Consider the following 16,534-nt stretch of genomic DNA (forward strand, 5'->3'; position numbering starts at 1 on the left):
CCCCCCGACCTGTCAAGCCGACCGCCGGCCGCATCCCGGGCATCAGGGCCGGAACAGGCCCTTTTCGGTGACGATCAGGTCCAGCGGCTGATCGGTGGGTTCCAGCGGCAGATCCGCCATTTCCTGCGCAGAAAACGCGAATCCGATCGCCAGCACCGGGCCTCGGGCGCGCAAGCCTTCCAGCGTGCGGTCGTAGAACCCCCCGCCATAGCCCAGCCGATAGCCTCGGGCATCGAACGCGACCAAGGGCACGACCAGCACCTGCGGCACCAGCCACGGGCCGCTTTCGGGCACCAGCGCGCCGAAATCGCCGGGCACCATGCGGGTGTCGGGCGCCCAGGCGCGAAACGCCAGCGGTTGCCCCTTGCCCCGGATCACCGGCACGCACACCGGCCCGGCATGCGCCGCCATCGCCGGCAAGGGGTCGATTTCGGTGCGCATCGCCATGTAGCCCGCCAGCACCTTGCCGGCATGCGGTGCAAGCACACCGGCCAGATGGTCGCAAGCGGCACCCTGCCCCGCGGCATGCGCTGCCGCTCGGGCGGCAAAAGCGGTCTTGCGGGCTGCGGCCTTGGCTGCGGTCAGGTCGGATGCGGTCATAGCAGGAACAGCGTAGCAAAGCCGAGAAAGGCGAAAAAGCCCATCACATCGGTCAAGGTGGTGACAAAGGTGCCCGAGGCCAGCGCCGGGTCGAACTTCAGCCGGTTCAGCGTCAGCGGCACCAGCACCCCCCCCAGCGCCGCCACCACCTGATTGCAGATCATCGCCAGCCCCAGCACCACCCCCAGCATCGGGTCGGCAAAGATCAGCCAGCCCGCAAGCCCCAGAATCACGGCCAGCCCCAGGCCGTTGAGCATTCCGGCGAACAGCTCCTTGACGACGATGCGCCGCGCGTTTGCCGTCGTCAGCGACCGGGTGGCCAGCCCGCGCACCGCCACCGCCAGCGATTGCGTGCCCGCGATGCCCCCCGTGGAGGCCACGATGGGCATCAGCGCAGCCAGCGCGACCAGCGCGGCGATCGTCGCCTCGAACTGCGAGATGACCAGCGCGGACAAGGACGCCGTGAACAGGTTGACCACCAGCCAGGGCAGGCGCTGGCGCGCGGTGTCCAGCGGGCCGTCGTTCACGCTGGCCTCGTCGCCCACGCCGGCAAGTCGCAGCACGTCTTCTTCGTGCTCCTCGTCCAGCACCGCCATCGCATCGTCGATGGTGATGACGCCGACAAGGCGCCCGGCCTCGTCCACCACCGGGGCAGAAATCAGGTGATACTGGTTGAAGATATAGGCAACCTCGGTTTCGGATTCGGTGGCCTTGACCGTGCGGAAGCTGTCTTCGGTAATCGCCGACAGCTTCGTTTCGCGCCGCGCCGACAGGATGCGGCCCAGCGTGACATAGCCCACCGGCTTCATCCGCGGATCGACCAGCACGACGTGATAGAACTGGTCGGGCAACCAGTCCTCGGCGCGCAGAAAGTCGATGGCCTCGCCCACGGTCCAGTGCTCGGGCGCCGTGACCACCTCGCGCTGCATGAGGCGGCCGGCAGAATATTCCGGGTAGGACAGCGACTGTTCCACCGCCACCCGGTCTTCGGAATCCAGCGATTGCAGGATGCGTTCCTGCTCGGGCTCCTCCAGATCCTCGAGGATGTCGACCACGTCGTCGGAATCGAGCTCGCGGACCGCCTCGGCCAGAACCTCGGGCGACAGGCTGGCGATGACCTCCTCGCGGATCGATTCGTCGATTTCCGACAGGATCTCGCCGTCGATCTCGCGCCCCCACAGCGCCAGAAGCGCGCGCCGTTCGCCGCTGCCGATCTGTTCCAGCAGGTCGGCGATGTCGGCCGGGTGCAGCGGCTCCATCAGCTCGACCAGCGCCGGGGCGTCGCGCTGTTCCAGCGCCGCGCGCACCGCGTCGATCACGGGGCGGGGGGCGGACTCGGTATCTTCGGTCATGTCGGCCTCCCCTTGCCAGTCAACCGGGCCGGACCATAGCGGAAGGTGCTTTCGGAAAACAGGGGAAATGGGCAAATTTACCCCGGCGCGGAAAGCCGTTACGCTTGCCCCGAAAAACGGAAGGTTCGAGCGTGGCCGAGATACTGACTGGACAGGTGCTGTCCTTCGTCGCCGATCCCTTTGTCGCCGGGCCCGAGGCGGCGCGGATCGAAACCGATGGCGCGGTGTTGCTGGATGGCGGCCGGATCGTCGCCACCGGCCCGGCCGGTGCCTTGCGCGCCGCGCATCCCGGCGTTCCCGTCACCAGCCACGGCCGGCACCTGATTTCCGCGGGCTTTGTCGATGCCCATGTGCATTACCCGCAGACCGCCATCATCGCCAGCTGGGGCAAGCGGCTGATCGACTGGCTGAACACCTATACTTTCCCCGAGGAAATGCGCCTGGCCGACCCGGACTATGCCGCGACCATCGCCCGGCGCTATTTCGACCTGACCTTGGCGCATGGCACCACCACGGTGTGCAGCTATGCCACCATTCACCCCGCCAGCGTGGACGCCTTTTTCGCCGAGGCTCAGGCCCGCGGCCTGCGCGCCCTGACCGGCAAGACCTGCATGGACCGCAACGCCCCCGAAGGCCTGCGCGACACGCCGCAATCGGCCCATGACGACAGCGCCCGCCTGCTGGCGCGCTGGCATGGGGTGGACCGCCTGTCCTATGTGATCACGCCGCGATTTTCGCCCACCTCCAGCCCGGAACAGCTGGAGGCGTTGGGCGCGCTATGGGCGGCCAACCCCGGCTGCCTGATGCAGACGCACCTGAGCGAACAGACCGACGAAATCGCCTGGGTGCGCGGCCTGTTCCCCGAGGCGCGCGACTATCTGGATACCTACGAACGCTTTGGCCTTGCGGGGCCGGGCGCGGTCTTCGGCCATGCCATCTGGCTGGAGCCGCGCGAAAAGGCCCGGCTGCTGGACATGGATTGCAGCCTGGTGCATTGCCCGACCTCGAACACCTTCATCGGGTCGGGGTTGTTCGACATGGCCGGCCTGAAGGCGGCCGGCCACCGCATCGGGCTGGCCACCGATACCGGCGGGGGGTCGTCGTTTTCGATGCTGCGCACGATGGCCGCGGCCTACGAGGTCGGGCAACTGTGCGGCAACGCCTTGCACCCGGCGCAGCTGTGGTGGCTGGCCACCCAAGGCTCGGCGCGCGCCTTGCGGCTGGACGACCGTATCGGCAACGTCGCAGCCGGAATGGAGGCCGATCTGGTGGTGATCGACCTGGCCTCTACCCCGGCAATCGCCCAGGCGACCGCGCGGGCGCAAGACCTGTGGCAGGCGCTGTTCCCGACCATCATGATGGGCGACGACCGCGCGATCAACGCGGTCTATGTGGCGGGCAGGCGGGTCTGACGATCAGTGCGTCCAGGCGCCGCGGCGGTTGGTGGCGAAATTTTCGCCATAGCCGCCGGCGCGGATGTTCGGCGCGCGCTGGTGCGAAGGCAGAACCTCGGCATCGATCCCGTGCGCCTTGGCATAGTCCAGCGCGGCTTCCTGGCTGGGGAACCGAAGCCGAACCTGGCGCTGCGTGTCGGCGCTGGAGGTCCAGCCCATCAACGGGTCAATCTCGCGCGCGTCGGCGGGGGCGAATTCCAGCACCCAGTCCCGCGTCTTGGCGGTGCCGGATTGCATGGCATTGCGGGCGGGCTGATAGATGCGGGCGCGCATGACGGTTCTCCCCTGGCAGGCGGTTTCCTATTGGCAGAACCGGGCCTTGCGCGCAAGGGGGCGAGGCGGCGCCCTTGCCCGGTGGCCGCGCCCGGTCGGCGCCCGGTTGCCCTTGCACGCGAAACCGGATTACCTGCGCGCATGGCCCGTGCCCCCCTGTCCGACGACCTGCCCGAACCCGACCGCGCCCCCGGTGCCCCGCACCCGCGCGAAACGCCGGTGCTGTTCGGCCAGCATCGCGCCGAGGCGGCGTTTCTGGACGCCTACAACAGCGGGCGGCTGCACCATGGCTGGTTGCTGACCGGGGCGCGGGGCCTGGGCAAGGCCACGCTGGCCTGGCGCATCGCCCGCTTTCTGCTGGCCACGCCCGAAGCCGACGGCGGCCTGTTCGCCCCGCCGCCCCCGGCGACGCTGGACATCGCCCCCGATCACCCCGTTGCCCGCCGCGTGGCCGCCTTGTCGGAATCGCGTCTGTTCCTGCTCCGGCGCGGGCCGAACGAAAAGGGCGACGCGCTGAGCCGCGAAATCACCGTGGGCGAGGTGCGCAAGCTCAAGTCCTTTTTCGCGCTGTCGGCGGCCGATGGCGGGCGGCGCGTGGCGATCATCGATGCGGCCGACGAGCTGAACATCTCGGCCGCCAATGCCTTGCTCAAGCTGCTGGAAGAACCGCCCGAAAAGGTGACCATGCTGCTGGTCGCGCATCAGCCGGCGCGGCTGCTGCCCACCATCCGCTCGCGCTGCCGGGTTCTGGCGCTGGCGCCGCTGGAGCCTGCCGATCTGGCGCAGGCGCTGGCCGCGGCCGGGGCCGAAGGCGAAGATCCGCAAGTGCTGGCCGAACTGGCGGGCGGCTCGGTCGGGGCGGCCTTGCGCGTTTCGGCGCTGGAGGGAGCCGAACTTTATGCCCGGCTGCTGGCGCTGATGGCCACCCTGCCCCGGATGGATCGCGCCCGGGCCCTGGCACTGGCCGACGGCGTGGCCGGCAAGGGCAACGAGGCGCGCTTCGAGCTGCTTCTCGACCTGATCGACCTGTTCCTGGCACGGTTGGCCCGCGCGGGGGCCACCGGCACCCTGCCGCCCGAGGCGGCGCCGGGCGAGGCGGCGTTGCTGGCGCGCCTGGCGCCGGACCCGCGGCAGGCGCGTGCCTGGGCCGAACTGGCACAGACGCTGTCGCTGCGGGTGCGGCGGGGGCGGGCGGTCAACCTTGACCCTGCCGCGCTGGTGTTGGATATGCTGCTCAGGATCGACGCGGCGGCGCAGGGGGCCTGACATGACAGCCGAGCTTGTGGACAGCCACTGTCATCTGGATTTCCCCGATTTCGAAGGCGAAATCGACGCAATCATCGCCCGCGCACGTGCCGCCGGGGTGACGCGGATGGTCACCATCTGCACCCGTCAGGCCAACGAGCCCCGCGTGCGCGCCCTGGTGGAGGCGAACGAAGGGCTGTTCTACACCATCGGCGTGCATCCGATGAGCGTGGGCAAGGAACCGCCTCTGACAGTGGCGCAACTGGTGGCCTATGCCCGGCATCCGAAAATGGTCGGCATCGGCGAAACCGGGCTGGACTACCATTACACCCCCGACACGAAAGCCGCCCAGCAGGCCAGCCTGCGCACGCATATCGAGGCAGCCCAGGTCACCGGGTTGCCGCTGGTCATCCACGCCCGCGATGCCGACGACGACATGGCCGCCATCCTGACCGAAGGCTTCCGCGCCGCGCCGTTCGGCTGTGTGATGCACTGCTTTTCCTCGGGCGCGGCGCTGGCGCGCAGGGCGCTGGACCTCGGGTTCTACCTGTCGATGTCGGGCATCGCCGCCTTTCCCAAAAGCCACGACCTGCGCGCGATCCTTGCCGCCGCACCGCTGGACAGGATCCTGGTCGAGACCGACGCGCCCTACCTTGCGCCGCCGCCGCACCGCGGGCGGCGCAACGAACCGGCCTATGTTGCCCATACCGCGCGGGTCGGTGCCGAGCTGTTCGGCCTGACGCCCGAACAGTTCGCCGCCGCCACCAGCGCCAACTTCGACCGGCTGTTCCCCCGGGCGGCACGCAAGGCGGCGGCCGCATGAGCGACACGTTGCGCTTCACCGTGCTCGGCTGCGGGTCGTCGGGCGGCGTGCCGCGGCTGGGCGGCCATTGGGGCGAGTGCGACCCCGCCAACCCGCGCAACCGGCGCCGGCGCTGTTCGATGCTGGTGGAACGGGTCGGGCCCGGCGGCACGACCCGGGTGCTGATCGACACCTCGCCCGACATGCGCGACCAGTTGCTGGATGCCGGTGTGGGGCAGCTGGATGCGGTGGTTTACACCCATTCGCACGCCGACCATGTCCACGGCATCGACGACCTGCGCCAGATCGTGTTCAACATGCGCGCACGGCTGCCGGTCTGGGCCGATGGCCCGACGCAGGAGGCGCTGCTCAGCCGCTTCGGCTATGCCTTCGTGCAACCCGAAGGCAGCCCCTACCCGCCCATCCTGAACCTGCACACCATTCGCGGCCCGTTCGAGATTGCCGGCGCCGGCGGCACTGTGCCCTTCGTGCCGTTCCGAGCCGACCACGGCTCGATGGATGCGCTGGGGTTCCGCATCGGCGGGCTTGCCTACCTGCCCGATGCGGTGGCGATCCCCGAAGAAAGCTGGCCGGTGCTGGCGGGCCTGGACATCTGGGTGGTCGATGCCTTGCGCCGCACACCCCACCCGACGCACGCGCATCTTGCCCTGACGCTGGAATGGATCGCGCGGGCAAGGCCGCATCGCGCGGTGCTGACCAACATGCACATCGACCTCGACCATGCCACGGTCGAGGCGGAAACCCCGCCGCATGTCAGCGCTGCCTTCGACGGCATGGTGCTGGAACTGCCTGCGCCGCCGCTTTCCTGAACGAAGGCACCGCGCCCCACACCGAAAAGGCCGGATCGCAGGCCCATGCAAGCACTTCTCGACGTCATCCTGCCGGTGTTCCTGGTCATGGGCTTTGGCTATGCAGCGGTTTGGCGCGGATGGTTCAAGGACGAATGGGTCGAAGGGCTGATGCGCTTTACCCAGAACTTCGCCATTCCCTGCCTGCTGTTTCGCAACATCGCCGGCATGGACCTTGGCCAGGATTTCGACCTTGCGATGCTGACCAGCTTTTATGCCGGGGCCTTCGGCGGGTTTCTGGCGGCCTTGCTGGGGGCAAGGCTGATCTTCGGGCGGCCCTGGCCCGATGCGGTGGCCATCGGATTCGTCGGGCTGTTTTCCAATTCGGTGCTGCTGGGCCTGCCGATCATGGAACGGGCCTATGGCGCCGGGGCGCTGGCGCCGAACTATTCCATCATCGCGCTGCATGCGCCGTTCTGCTACGCCATCGGGATCACGGCGATGGAACTTGCGCGCGGCGCGGGGGGCGGAGCGCGGGCGGCGGTGCCACGGATCCTGCGCGCGGTGTTTCGCAACGCGCTGGTCATCGGCATCCTGCTGGGGTTTGCGGTGAACCTGGGCGGCGTTGCGGTGCCGGGCGTGCTGACCGACGCGGTCGACATGATGACCCGCGCCGCCTTGCCGGCCGCACTGTTCGGCCTGGGCGGCACGCTCTACCGCTATCGCCCGGAAGGCGACATGAGGACCATCCTTTATGTGGTCGGCTGTTCGCTGGTGCTGCACCCGGCGATCACCTGGGGCCTGGCGACGGCGCTGGGGGTGGGCACGGGGGCCTTGCGTTCGGCCGTGCTGACGGCGGCGATGGCGCCGGGCGTAAACGCCTATGTCTTTGCCAACATGTACGGGGTCGCGCGCCGGGTGGCGGCATCGGCCGTGCTGATTGCCACCGGGCTGACGGTGCTGACAGCCTGGTTCTGGATTTCCGTCCTGCCGTGATACGGCCCGAGAGCCGGACGCCGGGGGCAACGGCCCCCGGCGCCGGCAGGTCAGACGAAGCGCGCCGCCTGTTCGACCGACAGCCGCGGCAGGCGCGGGCCTTCGGGCTCGGTCGCGGGCCAGCCGAGGTTCATCAGAAACGCCGGTTCCCAGCCGGTGCCGGCCAGAAACTCGGCCTGCACCTTGCCGCGGTCGAACCCGCCCATCGGCCCGACACCCAGCCCCAGCGCCCGGGCCGCCACGATCATCGCCCCGGCCTGGATCAGCGCGTTGGTGCGGGCCGAACCGCGGCGGGCCTCCTCGTCGGGGTAGTAGCTGCGCACATCGGCCTTGGGCCAGACCGTCGGCAGATGGTCGGTAAAGTTCACGTCCCAGCAGACGATCGCCGTGGCCGGCGCCGCCATCGTCTTGTCGTGGTTGCCGCGGCTGAGCGCGGGTGCCAGCCGGGCCTTGCCTTCGGGGCTGGTCACCCAGACGATCCGCAAGGGCTGCTGGTTGAAGCCCGAAGGCGCCAGCAGCGCAAGCCGGGTCAGTTCGCCCAGCACCGCCTCGCCCACCGGGCGGTCGGCAAAGCCGGGGTGGCTGCGCGCGGTGCGGAACAACTGGTCGAGGGCGGCATCGTCGATTCGGGGCATGGGGAATCCTTCCTGCCTGAGGTTGCGCCACGGGATAGCGGCATGGCGCGCAAGGTCAAGCTGGGGGCTCCCGCAGGGTTGCGGTGCGCGAGGCGCCCCTGCACCCTTTGGGCCGGGCGCCGCATTCGCGGCGCCGGGGGCATCCTGCCCCCGGACCCCCTGGGGATATTTTTGCAAGGTGAAGCGGCTCAGGGGCGGAAGGCTGCCATGTCGACCGCCTGCCCGGTCGCGGCGGAGTGTTGCGCCGCCATGCCCATCGCCACCGCCCACCAGCCGTCTTGCAGCGTCACCTCGGGCTGCGCCTGGCCGCGCACCACGGCGGCAAAGCCCTGATGCTGGTAGAAGGTCGAGCCATTGTGATCGCCGGCGGCGAGGATGGCCGGGTCCACCGGCACCTCCAGCACGCGGGGGCCCTTGGGGTGGCGCGGGCTGACGATGACCTGCGGCACCGGAGCCTCGCCCAGATGCGCCGGCCAGAAGCGGCCGGGGCCGGGCACCAGGCATTCGATCTTGCCATCGGGACCGACGGCCGAGATTTCCTCCTGGTAGCGCGCGCCTTCGGCGAACATGCACAACTCCAGCATGGCGCGGGCGCCGGAGGCGAAATCGACGATGACATAGGCGTTGTCGAGGATGTCGGGCGTTTCCCCGCCATAGGATTCGTCCAGATGGTTCACATCGCGCCCGGCGCTGGCCATGACCCGCACCGGGTCCGATCGCAGGATCAGCCGCATCAGGTCAAAGAAGTGGCAGCACTTTTCCACGAGCGTGCCCCCGGTGTTGCGGTTGAAGCGGTTCCAGTTGCCCACCTTTTCAAGGAAGGGAAAGCGGTGTTCGCGGATGGTCAGCATGCGGATGCCGCCGGTGGCGGCCGCCGCCTCGCGCAAGAGATGGGCGACGGGGGGCATGTAGCGGTATTCCATCGCCACCCAGACCGGCGCCGGACAGGCCGCGCGGAAGGCCGCAAGGCGGGGGCCATCGGCAGGGTCGGTGAACAGCGGTTTCTCGACCAGCACCGGCAGCGGGCGGGTGGCGGCGATTTCTTCCAGCTGTTCGAGGTGCCGGAAATTGGGGCTGGCGATCAGCAGGCAGTTGACCGACGGATGGGCCAGCACCGCGGCCAGGCTGGCCACCATCTGCGCCCCGGGAGCCAGCGCCGCGGCGGCCGCGCGCATGGCCGGATCGGGCTCGAAAATCGCGGCGACGGTGGCGCCGGGGATCAGGGCGATGTTGCGCAGGTGTTCCTGCCCCATCATGCCGCAGCCGATGATGCCGTAACGAACGTCGTGCATGGGTATCCTCATTTCAGCCGCGCGACGTAGCGCACGGTCGCGGGGTCGTACCAGGTGAGCGAGATTTCCGCCGGGCGCCCGTCCTGCGCCCAGGACAGGCGCAGGATTTCGGGCAAGGGCGTGCCGGGCGGCCAGGGAAAATCGGGGGGGGCCCAATCGGGCAAGGGCCCCTGCCCGACCCGGTCTTCGGCCCGGGCGATCCAGAGCCCCAGCCGCATGCGGTAGAACAGATAGAGCGAATCCGACAGGTCGGACGGCAGCACCTTTTCGGCAAAGCCGGTGTCGAGCCAGATTTCCTCGACCGCCGCCACCCGGCCCGACAGCAGCCGCAGGCGGCGGATGCGATGGCCATCGGGGCTGCCGAAATCCGGCAGGGTCGGCGGCTTTGCCAGACGGTCCACCGACAGCACCCGCGCCGTCGGCAGACCGCCGCCTTCGGCCAGTTCCAGCCGGAACATGGCATAGACCGACTGCGGGTCGGGTTGCGCCCGCACGTAATTGCCCGAGCCCTGCACCCGGTCCAGCAGGCCCTTGGCCTGCAGGTCGGCCAGCGCCCGGCGCAGCGTACCCACCGCGATGCCCAGGCTGGCCGCCATGTCGCGTTCGGGCGGCAGGCGGGCCCCGTCGGCCAGCCGCCCGGCCGCGATGTCGCGGATCAGCATTTCGCTGACCTGCTGGTAAAGCGGCAGCGGCATGGAGGCATGGCCGGATGCGGAAGGCTGGGTCATCGGGGTTGGCCGCAGAATTGATACAAGATTGATCTACATGATGCCGGGTGCTATGCAAGGGAAAAGCGGTATCAGGGAGTCAGATTCGCATGACCGTCGTTCCCGTCACCTCGGCCGACCTCGACGCCAGCGAAATCAGCTGGTTTGCCGCCTTGTGTTCGGACGATTACGAATACCTCGGCGTGCCCGACGGGCGGTTGCGGTCCAGCTGGGCGCATTGCGCAAGCATCGTGCAGCGCGCCGAAGGCCACGGGTTTCGCAACATCCTGTGCCCCTCCAGCTATCAGGTGGGGCAGGATACGCTGAGCTTCGTCGCCGGTTGCGCCCCGATCACCGACCGCATCAACTTTCTTGCCGCCATCCGTTGCGGCGAAATGCACCCCGTGATGCTGGCGCGCACGGTGGCCACGCTGGACCACATGCTGCAAGGGCGGTTGACGCTGAACGTGATCTCGTCCGATTTCCCCGGCGAGGTGGCGGACAGCGCCTATCGCTATCGCCGCAGCCACGAGGTTGTGGAAATCCTGCGCCAGGCCTGGACGCAGGACCACATCGCCTATGACGGCGAAATCTACCGCATTTCGAAGCTGACCGCCGACCCGGCAAAGCCCTATCAGCAGAACGGCGGCCCGTTGCTGTATTTCGGCGGCTATTCCCCCGACGCGCTGGAACTGTGCGGCGCGCACTGCGACGTCTACCTGATGTGGCCCGAGACGAAGGAACAACTCGCCCAGCGGATGCGCGACGTGCACGCGCGAGCCGCCGCGCACGGACGCACCCTGGACTATGGCTTGCGGGTGCACATGATCGTGCGCGACACCGAGGCCGAAGCAAGGGACTACGCCGAACATCTGGTCAGCCGGCTGGATGACGAATACGGCCGCGCCATACGCGCCCGTGCGCACGATTCGATCAGCCTCGGCGTGGCGCATCAGGCGCGGGCGCGGGAGCTGGCCGACAAGTTCGGTTATATCGAACCGCATCTGTGGACCGGCATCGGCCGGGCCCGTTCGGGCTGCGGCGCGGCGCTGGTCGGGTCGGTCGATCAGGTGATGTCGGAAATCGAGGCATATCGGAAGATGGGCATCCGCGCCTTCATCTTTTCGGGCTATCCGCATCTGGACGAATGCGACCATTTCGGCACCAGGGTGCTGCCGCAGCTGAAGACCTGCTCGCTGCCGCATGCCTATGGCCGCGTGCCGGCGCAAACCCCTGCCACCCCGCTCGGAACCGGAGAACGCCGCTGATGGAACGTGTCGAGATTGCCCCGGGTATCAGCTTTTCGCGCCTTGTCTATGGCATGTGGCGGTTGGGGGACGATGCCGATACCTCGCCCGCGCATGTGCAGGCCAAGGTCGAAGCGTGCCTTGCACAAGGCATCACCACGATGGACCAGGCCGACATCTACGGCGGATATACGGCCGAGGGCCTGCTGGGCGCGGCCTTGCGCGCCGCCCCCGCCTTGCGCGACCGCATCGAGATCGTCACCAAATGCGATATCGTCGCCCCGGTCGGCCGCCACGCGGCCGCGCGGGTGAAATACTACGACACGACGCGCGCGCATATCCTGGGCTCGGTCGAAACCTCGCTGCGCGAGATGGGAACCGACCGCATCGACCTGCTGCTGATCCACCGACCCGACCCGCTGATGGACCATGCCGAAACCGGCGCCGCGCTGGACAAGGTGGTGGCGTCGGGCAAGGTGCGGGCAGTGGGGGTTTCCAACTTCCGGCCCTGGGATTTCAGCCTGCTGCAATCGGCGATGCAGACCCGGTTGGCCACCAACCAGATCGAGATGAGCCTGATGGCCCATGCCGCCTTCACCAACGGCGACCTTGCCTTTTTGCAGGAACGCGGGGTCGTGCCGATGGCCTGGTCGCCCCTGGGCGGGGGCAGCCTGTTCGCGGCCAGTCCCGAGCCGCTGCGGGCCGAACTGGCGCGGATTGCGGCCGCGCAAGGGGTGGACATGGGGGCGGTGGCCGTCGCCTGGCTGATGCGGCACCCGGCACGTATCCTGCCGGTGCTGGGCACCAACGACCTGGGCCGCATCGCCCGGATCGGCGACGCCGCCAAGGTGGCCCTTGACCGGCAGGACTGGTTCGCGCTTTACACCGCAGCACTGGGCCACGAGGTGCCCTGAACCACAGGACCGCTGAATGACCCTGCCGTTTTCCCCCGAGAGCGATGCCCGCGCCTTTCGCAATGCCCTTGGCCGCTTTGTCACCGGCGTGACGCTGGTGACCGTGGCCACGGATCAGGGGCCGGTGGGGTTTGCCGCCAACAGCTTTACCAGCGTGTCGATGGACCCGCCGCTGGTGCTGTGGTGCCCCGCCAAATCCTCGAGCCGCTTTCACCATTACGAACGCGCCCGGCACTATGCCATTCACGTGCTGTCGGCGGCACAGGCCGCCTTGCTGCCGCGCTTTGCCCGTGGTGGTGCCGGGTTCGAAGGGCTGGCGCACGAGGTCAACCCCGAAGGCGTTCCCGTGCTGCCCGCGGCGCTGGCCCGCTTCGATTGCGACCGCTTTGCCGTGCACGACGCGGGCGACCATCTCATCATCGTCGGGCGGGTCTTGCGCGCAACGATGGCCGAGGGCGACCCGCTGGCCTTCGGCATGGGGCGTTACGGCGGCTTTGCCGGCTGAACGGGCGCTGCCAGCCCGTTTCGCCCCACCCCGGCCTGCTGAAAGGTTCCCCATGTCCGACCGTTCGTTCCGCTTTACCCATGCCATCTGCCGCCTGCCGGGCAACAGCATCGTCCGCGGCCTGCGCGCGGTGGATACCGGGGCACCCGACCTTGCGCTGATGCGCGCGCATCATGCCGATTACGTCGCGGCTTTGCGCGAAACCGGGGCCGATGTCACCGTGCTCGACCCGCTGGAAGCCTACCCCGACGCGGTGTTCGTCGAGGATACTGCGCTGTGCCTGCCGCAAGGCGCAGTGGTGATGCGCCCGGGCGCGCCCAGCCGCCTTGGCGAGGCCGCCGAGATGGCGCCACACCTTGAGCGGCTTTACGGCTCGGTCGCGCGCATCGCCGGGCCCGGCACGATCGAGGGCGGCGATATCCTGACCACCGAGACCGAAATCCTGGTCGGCCGGTCGGCGCGCACCGACGCGGCCGGCATCGCCGAACTGGCAGACATCGTCGCCGGCTGGGGCTGGCGCCTGCGCGAGGTGCAGACACCGCCGGGCGTGCTGCATTTCAAGACCGACTGCTCGCTGCTCGATGCCGAAACCATCCTGTCCACCCGCCGCCTTTCGGCCACGGGCTGCTTTGCCGGGTATCGCGTGATCGACGTGGCCGAAGGCGAGGAAGCGGCGGCCAACACCATCCGCTTCAACGATCTGGTGCTGATGCCGGCCGGGTTCCCGCGCACCCGCGACCGCCTGGTTGCGGGCGGCTACAGGGTGCGCGAAATCGGCAACAGCGAATGCGCCAAGCTGGATGGCGGGATGTCCTGCCTCTCGCTGCGCTTTTCGCTGCCTGCCGCCGCCTGATCCGGCGCCGGTTGGCAGGCCGGCGGCGCTTGGCTATGCTGGTGGCGGCAAGACCCGCGACAAGACCGGCGACAGCGCAGAGGGCAGCATGGCAGGCAAGACAGCCCCCGGAAAACCGGGGGCGCAACCGTTCAATCTGGTGGCCGTCGTCCAGTCTGGCCGGCTGGCCTACGAGGCGCTGATCCTTGCGGCTTCGCTGCGCGCCTCGGCGCCGGCGCTGGCGGGTCGGCTTTACCTTGCCGAGCCCCTGCCCGGCTGGCGCTGGCCGGATGGCGACCCGCGCCTGCCCGACGGCCCGCTGCGCGATGCGTTGCAGGCGCTGGGTGCGCGGTTCGTGGGCTTTGAAAGCCGGTTCTTCGGCGCCTCTTACCCTTATGGCAACAAGATCGAATGCCTCGCGGCGCTGCCCGAAGGCGAGCCGTTCCTGTTTCTCGATACCGATACGCTGGTCACCGGCGCGCTCGACCTGGTGCCGTTCGACTTCGGGCGGCCCACCGCCTCGGTCCGGGTCGAAGGCACCTGGCCCGAACCGCAGCCTTATGCCGGCTATACCGCGATCTGGAAGTCGCTTTACGACCGCTTCGGGCTGGATTTCGCCCGCACGCTGGATCCTGCCTGGCCCGACGATTACTGGCGGCGCTATCTGTATTTCAACGCGGGCTGGTTCTGCGGCGGCTGCCCGCACAGGTTCGGCAAGCGGTTCGCCGATTATGCGGTCGCCCTCCGCAACGACCCCGGCGACATGCTGGCGGCGCAAAGCCTCAACCCCTGGCTCGATCAGGTCGCCTTGCCGCTGACCATCGCGTCCTTCGGCGGCGGGCGCCCGGGCCCGGAACTGGCGGGCATGGATGGCGAGGTGACCTGCCATTGGCGCAGGCTTCCGCTGCTCTATGCCCGCGAATCCGACCGTGCGGTCGAGGTGCTGGAAGCGGTGACCGCCCCGCGCGAGGTGAAGGCGCTGCTCAAGGAATGGGAACCGGCGCGCAAGCTGATCTACCAGGGCAAGGGCCGCCAGAAGGTGCGGCCCCTGTTCGACCGCACCGATCTGCCGGTGCGCGAACAGACCCTGCGCAACGCCATCAAGCGCGAAGGCTGGTGGCTGGTGTGACCTGACCGGGCGGGCGATCGGGGCGGGCGCTCGGGGCCGGCGACCGCGGCCCGGCACCGATCAGCCCGGAGTGTCGGGCGCAGCGGGGGCCATGCGGAACAGCGCACCTTCGGTGACCGACAGAAACCACAAGGCCCCGTCGGGCCCTTGGCGCACATCGCGGACGCGGCCGGTTTCCGGCGCCTCGATCTGTTCTTCGGCCCACCCGCGCGCCGGGTCCAGCCGGGCGATGTAGCCGAACTTCAGGCTGCCCACGAACAGGCTGCCACGCCAAGGGGCGATCAGCGGCGCGTCATAGGCCACCAGGCCCGAAGGCGCCATCGACGGATCCCAGACCAGCACCGGTTGTTCCATCCCCGGTGCCGCCGTGCCGGTGCCAATCTTCGACCCGTCGTAATCGTTGCCATAGCTTATGACGGGCCAGCCGTAGTTGCGCCCCGGCTCGATCCGGTTCACCTCGTCGCCGCCGCGCGCGCCATGTTCGGCGGCCCAGAGCGCGCCTTGCGCATCGAAGCCCATGCCCTGGATGTTGCGGTGCCCGATGGATTGCACGCCTGCCGCCCACCCGTCGCGCGCGGGCGGCAAGGGCGTGCCATCGCGGCGAAAGGCCAACACCTTGCCGATGCTGGACCCGGGGTCTTGCGCGGCCATGCCATCGGGTCCGGTGCCCCGGTCGCCGGTGCCCAGCCAGATCGTGCCGTCGGGCGCCTCGGCCAGCCGCGCGCCGAAATGGCGCCCGCCGCCGGCCATGTCGCCGACCCAGAGGGTTTCGAAACCGTCGATCCGCCGGCGGTCCTCGGCAAGCCGCCCCTTGCCGATGGCCGTGGCGGCCCGGTTCCCCTCGCCCGCTGCAAAGGCAAGCCAGACCTCGCGGCTGTCGGCAAAGTCGCGCGGGACCAGCACATCGAGCAACCCGCCCTGCCCGACAGCGCGCACCTGCGGCCCCCCCGTGACCGCATCCTGCTTTCCGGCAGACCCCAGCACCAGCCGCCCGCCACGTTCGGTGACCAGCACGTCACCATCGGGCAGGAAGGCCACGCCCCAGGGCTCGTCGAGCCCCTGCAACACCGGCTCGATCCGCATGGGGCCGGCCGACGTCTCGATCACCGATGACAGCGCCGGTGTTGCAACCAGCGTCAGGGCAAGGGCGAAGGGGCGCAGCATGGCAGGTTCCTTTCGTGCGATAATCGACCAAGGATAGGGTCGGTGCCGCCCGAGGGCCAGAAACCTGAAGATCAGTTGAACGAGGGGTGGCGCACGGCCCCAAGCGGATCCGGCCCGAAACGGTTCGTCCCTGCCGTTCCCTTCTGCGCCAGAAACACGATCAGCACGATCGCGCCGATGACCGGCAGGAACATCAGCAAAAGCCACCACCCGCTGCGGTCGGTGTCGTGCAGGCGGCGCACGCCCGCAGCCAGCGTCGGCAGGAAGATGACGAGCGACCAGATGTTGCCCAGCACCCCGGCGCCGCCCATGCCGTGCCCCATGCCCATGCCCCGCCCGCCTTCGATCAGGCCCAGCAGGATGCCGACCAGAACGCCGAACAGGATGAACCACCAGTATTCCGCCCGCCGCGCACGACCCGTAACAGGCTGCTGAAGAAGTCAGCCCTCGACCCGGAGTTAGGAACATGATTCACCCTTTGCACGACAACGGTGGGGGTGATGATGCGCGGGACGGACGAGACGAGCGGGTCGCTGTTCAGCTATGTCGATCTTGAAGAGCGCATCCCTGCGCGGCAC

At 68.9% G+C, this 16,534-nt stretch carries 17 protein-coding genes and 1 pseudogene; 10 read left to right on the forward strand and 8 right to left on the reverse strand.

Annotated features, from left to right (window positions below; all coding sequences use genetic code 11):
• Positions 1-42: 42 nt before the first annotated feature.
• Positions 43-600, reverse strand: coding sequence for a 5-formyltetrahydrofolate cyclo-ligase (locus ACK4S2_RS09625; RefSeq protein ID WP_409623476.1), 558 nt, complete (start codon positions 598-600; stop codon positions 43-45).
• The gene (mgtE, locus tag ACK4S2_RS09630) at positions 597-1,952 is read right to left on the reverse strand and encodes a magnesium transporter (RefSeq protein WP_409623478.1); all 1,356 of its coding nucleotides are present in this window, start codon (positions 1,950-1,952) and stop codon (positions 597-599) included. Before mgtE ends, ACK4S2_RS09625 begins: the two co-directional genes overlap by 4 nt.
• 131 nt (positions 1,953-2,083) lie before the next feature.
• Here mgtE and guaD point away from each other — a divergent pair, with 131 nt between their 5' ends.
• The gene (gene guaD, locus ACK4S2_RS09635; RefSeq protein ID WP_409623480.1) at positions 2,084-3,364 is read left to right on the forward strand and encodes a guanine deaminase; all 1,281 of its coding nucleotides are present in this window, start codon (positions 2,084-2,086) and stop codon (positions 3,362-3,364) included.
• Positions 3,365-3,367: 3 nt separating this feature from the next.
• Here the strand turns inward: guaD and ACK4S2_RS09640 are convergent, their stop codons facing one another.
• Complete coding sequence (locus tag ACK4S2_RS09640) at positions 3,368-3,679, reverse strand: ETC complex I subunit (protein WP_409623482.1); 312 nt, start codon at positions 3,677-3,679, stop codon at positions 3,368-3,370.
• Between the two features lie 141 nt (positions 3,680-3,820).
• On the opposite strand from ACK4S2_RS09640, the gene ACK4S2_RS09645 reads away from it, so the two are divergent.
• The 4 genes from ACK4S2_RS09645 to ACK4S2_RS09660 are packed head-to-tail and all read left to right on the forward strand — an operon-like array spanning position 3,821 to position 7,531.
• A complete protein-coding gene (locus tag ACK4S2_RS09645; RefSeq protein WP_409623484.1) occupies positions 3,821-4,945 on the forward strand; it encodes a DNA polymerase III subunit delta' in 1,125 nt (374 codons plus the stop codon).
• Between the two features lies 1 nt (position 4,946).
• The gene (locus ACK4S2_RS09650) at positions 4,947-5,747 is read left to right on the forward strand and encodes a TatD family hydrolase (RefSeq protein ID WP_409623485.1); all 801 of its coding nucleotides are present in this window, start codon (positions 4,947-4,949) and stop codon (positions 5,745-5,747) included.
• Positions 5,744-6,556 carry an MBL fold metallo-hydrolase gene (locus tag ACK4S2_RS09655; protein ID WP_409623487.1) on the forward strand — a complete coding sequence of 271 codons (813 nt, stop codon included), beginning with the start codon at positions 5,744-5,746 and terminating at the stop codon, positions 6,554-6,556. Before ACK4S2_RS09650 ends, ACK4S2_RS09655 begins: the two co-directional genes overlap by 4 nt.
• 45 nt (positions 6,557-6,601) lie before the next feature.
• On the forward strand, positions 6,602-7,531 hold the full coding sequence (locus ACK4S2_RS09660; protein WP_409623489.1) for an AEC family transporter: 930 nt from the start codon (positions 6,602-6,604) through the stop codon (positions 7,529-7,531).
• Between the two features lie 50 nt (positions 7,532-7,581).
• Here the strand turns inward: ACK4S2_RS09660 and ACK4S2_RS09665 are convergent, their stop codons facing one another.
• From ACK4S2_RS09665 to ACK4S2_RS09675, 3 genes are all read right to left on the reverse strand, one after another.
• Positions 7,582-8,166, reverse strand: a complete 585-nt coding sequence (locus tag ACK4S2_RS09665) for a malonic semialdehyde reductase (protein ID WP_409623491.1) — start codon at positions 8,164-8,166, stop codon at positions 7,582-7,584.
• A 188-nt stretch (positions 8,167-8,354) separates the two neighbouring features.
• Positions 8,355-9,458, reverse strand: a complete 1,104-nt coding sequence (locus ACK4S2_RS09670; RefSeq protein WP_409623493.1) for a Gfo/Idh/MocA family protein — start codon at positions 9,456-9,458, stop codon at positions 8,355-8,357.
• 8 nt (positions 9,459-9,466) lie between these two features.
• A complete protein-coding gene (locus ACK4S2_RS09675; protein ID WP_409623495.1) occupies positions 9,467-10,186 on the reverse strand; it encodes a GntR family transcriptional regulator in 720 nt (239 codons plus the stop codon).
• A gap of 89 nt (positions 10,187-10,275) precedes the next feature.
• On the opposite strand from ACK4S2_RS09675, the gene ACK4S2_RS09680 reads away from it, so the two are divergent.
• The 5 genes from ACK4S2_RS09680 (at position 10,276) to ACK4S2_RS09700 (ending at position 14,792) form a co-directional block, all read left to right on the forward strand.
• Complete coding sequence (locus tag ACK4S2_RS09680) at positions 10,276-11,433, forward strand: LLM class flavin-dependent oxidoreductase (RefSeq protein WP_409623497.1); 1,158 nt, start codon at positions 10,276-10,278, stop codon at positions 11,431-11,433.
• Positions 11,433-12,326 (forward strand): aldo/keto reductase family oxidoreductase, encoded by an 894-nt coding sequence (locus tag ACK4S2_RS09685; RefSeq protein ID WP_409623499.1) that lies wholly within the window; start codon positions 11,433-11,435, stop codon positions 12,324-12,326. The genes ACK4S2_RS09680 and ACK4S2_RS09685 overlap by 1 nt, the downstream gene beginning before the upstream one ends.
• Positions 12,327-12,342: 16 nt before the next feature.
• Positions 12,343-12,831, forward strand: coding sequence for a flavin reductase family protein (locus ACK4S2_RS09690; protein WP_409623501.1), 489 nt, complete (start codon positions 12,343-12,345; stop codon positions 12,829-12,831).
• Between the two features lie 52 nt (positions 12,832-12,883).
• Complete coding sequence (locus ACK4S2_RS09695) at positions 12,884-13,684, forward strand: dimethylarginine dimethylaminohydrolase family protein (protein WP_409623503.1); 801 nt, start codon at positions 12,884-12,886, stop codon at positions 13,682-13,684.
• Positions 13,685-13,772: 88 nt separating this feature from the next.
• Positions 13,773-14,792, forward strand: a complete 1,020-nt coding sequence (locus ACK4S2_RS09700; protein ID WP_409623505.1) for a hypothetical protein — start codon at positions 13,773-13,775, stop codon at positions 14,790-14,792.
• Between the two features lie 60 nt (positions 14,793-14,852).
• Here ACK4S2_RS09700 and ACK4S2_RS09705 read toward each other — a convergent pair whose 3' ends face one another.
• Both ACK4S2_RS09705 and ACK4S2_RS09710 read right to left on the reverse strand, forming a co-directional pair.
• Positions 14,853-15,956: a PQQ-dependent sugar dehydrogenase gene (locus ACK4S2_RS09705; RefSeq protein ID WP_409623507.1), complete on the reverse strand. Its 1,104-nt coding sequence runs from the start codon at positions 15,954-15,956 to the stop codon at positions 14,853-14,855.
• A gap of 71 nt (positions 15,957-16,027) precedes the next feature.
• Positions 16,028-16,366 (reverse strand): annotated as a pseudogene (locus ACK4S2_RS09710) (DUF805 domain-containing protein); the annotation flags it as partial.
• Positions 16,367-16,534 lie beyond the last annotated feature (168 nt).

Source organism: Gemmobacter sp., from assembly GCF_046292685.1.
In the GTDB taxonomy this organism is placed as follows: Bacteria; Pseudomonadota; Alphaproteobacteria; order Rhodobacterales; family Rhodobacteraceae; genus Wagnerdoeblera.

What these genes read in the sequence shown, in the direction of transcription:
- ACK4S2_RS09685 (WP_409623499.1), top strand. Translation starts at nt 11,433, where the DNA reads ATGGAACGTGTCGAGATTGCCCCGGGTATCAGCTTTTCGCGCCTTGTC.
- ACK4S2_RS09680 (WP_409623497.1), top strand. Translation starts at nt 10,276, where the DNA reads ATGACCGTCGTTCCCGTCACCTCGGCCGACCTCGACGCCAGCGAAATC.
- mgtE (WP_409623478.1), bottom strand. Translation starts at nt 1,952, where the DNA reads ATGACCGAAGATACCGAGTCCGCCCCCCGCCCCGTGATCGACGCGGTG.
- ACK4S2_RS09665 (WP_409623491.1), bottom strand. Translation starts at nt 8,166, where the DNA reads ATGCCCCGAATCGACGATGCCGCCCTCGACCAGTTGTTCCGCACCGCG.
- ACK4S2_RS09645 (WP_409623484.1), top strand. Translation starts at nt 3,821, where the DNA reads ATGGCCCGTGCCCCCCTGTCCGACGACCTGCCCGAACCCGACCGCGCC.
- ACK4S2_RS09650 (WP_409623485.1), top strand. Translation starts at nt 4,947, where the DNA reads ATGACAGCCGAGCTTGTGGACAGCCACTGTCATCTGGATTTCCCCGAT.
- ACK4S2_RS09660 (WP_409623489.1), top strand. Translation starts at nt 6,602, where the DNA reads ATGCAAGCACTTCTCGACGTCATCCTGCCGGTGTTCCTGGTCATGGGC.
- ACK4S2_RS09640 (WP_409623482.1), bottom strand. Translation starts at nt 3,679, where the DNA reads ATGCGCGCCCGCATCTATCAGCCCGCCCGCAATGCCATGCAATCCGGC.
- ACK4S2_RS09625 (WP_409623476.1), bottom strand. Translation starts at nt 600, where the DNA reads ATGACCGCATCCGACCTGACCGCAGCCAAGGCCGCAGCCCGCAAGACC.
- ACK4S2_RS09670 (WP_409623493.1), bottom strand. Translation starts at nt 9,458, where the DNA reads ATGCACGACGTTCGTTACGGCATCATCGGCTGCGGCATGATGGGGCAG.
- ACK4S2_RS09675 (WP_409623495.1), bottom strand. Translation starts at nt 10,186, where the DNA reads ATGACCCAGCCTTCCGCATCCGGCCATGCCTCCATGCCGCTGCCGCTT.
- ACK4S2_RS09700 (WP_409623505.1), top strand. Translation starts at nt 13,773, where the DNA reads ATGGCAGGCAAGACAGCCCCCGGAAAACCGGGGGCGCAACCGTTCAAT.
- ACK4S2_RS09655 (WP_409623487.1), top strand. Translation starts at nt 5,744, where the DNA reads ATGAGCGACACGTTGCGCTTCACCGTGCTCGGCTGCGGGTCGTCGGGC.
- ACK4S2_RS09705 (WP_409623507.1), bottom strand. Translation starts at nt 15,956, where the DNA reads ATGCTGCGCCCCTTCGCCCTTGCCCTGACGCTGGTTGCAACACCGGCG.
- ACK4S2_RS09695 (WP_409623503.1), top strand. Translation starts at nt 12,884, where the DNA reads ATGTCCGACCGTTCGTTCCGCTTTACCCATGCCATCTGCCGCCTGCCG.
- ACK4S2_RS09690 (WP_409623501.1), top strand. Translation starts at nt 12,343, where the DNA reads ATGACCCTGCCGTTTTCCCCCGAGAGCGATGCCCGCGCCTTTCGCAAT.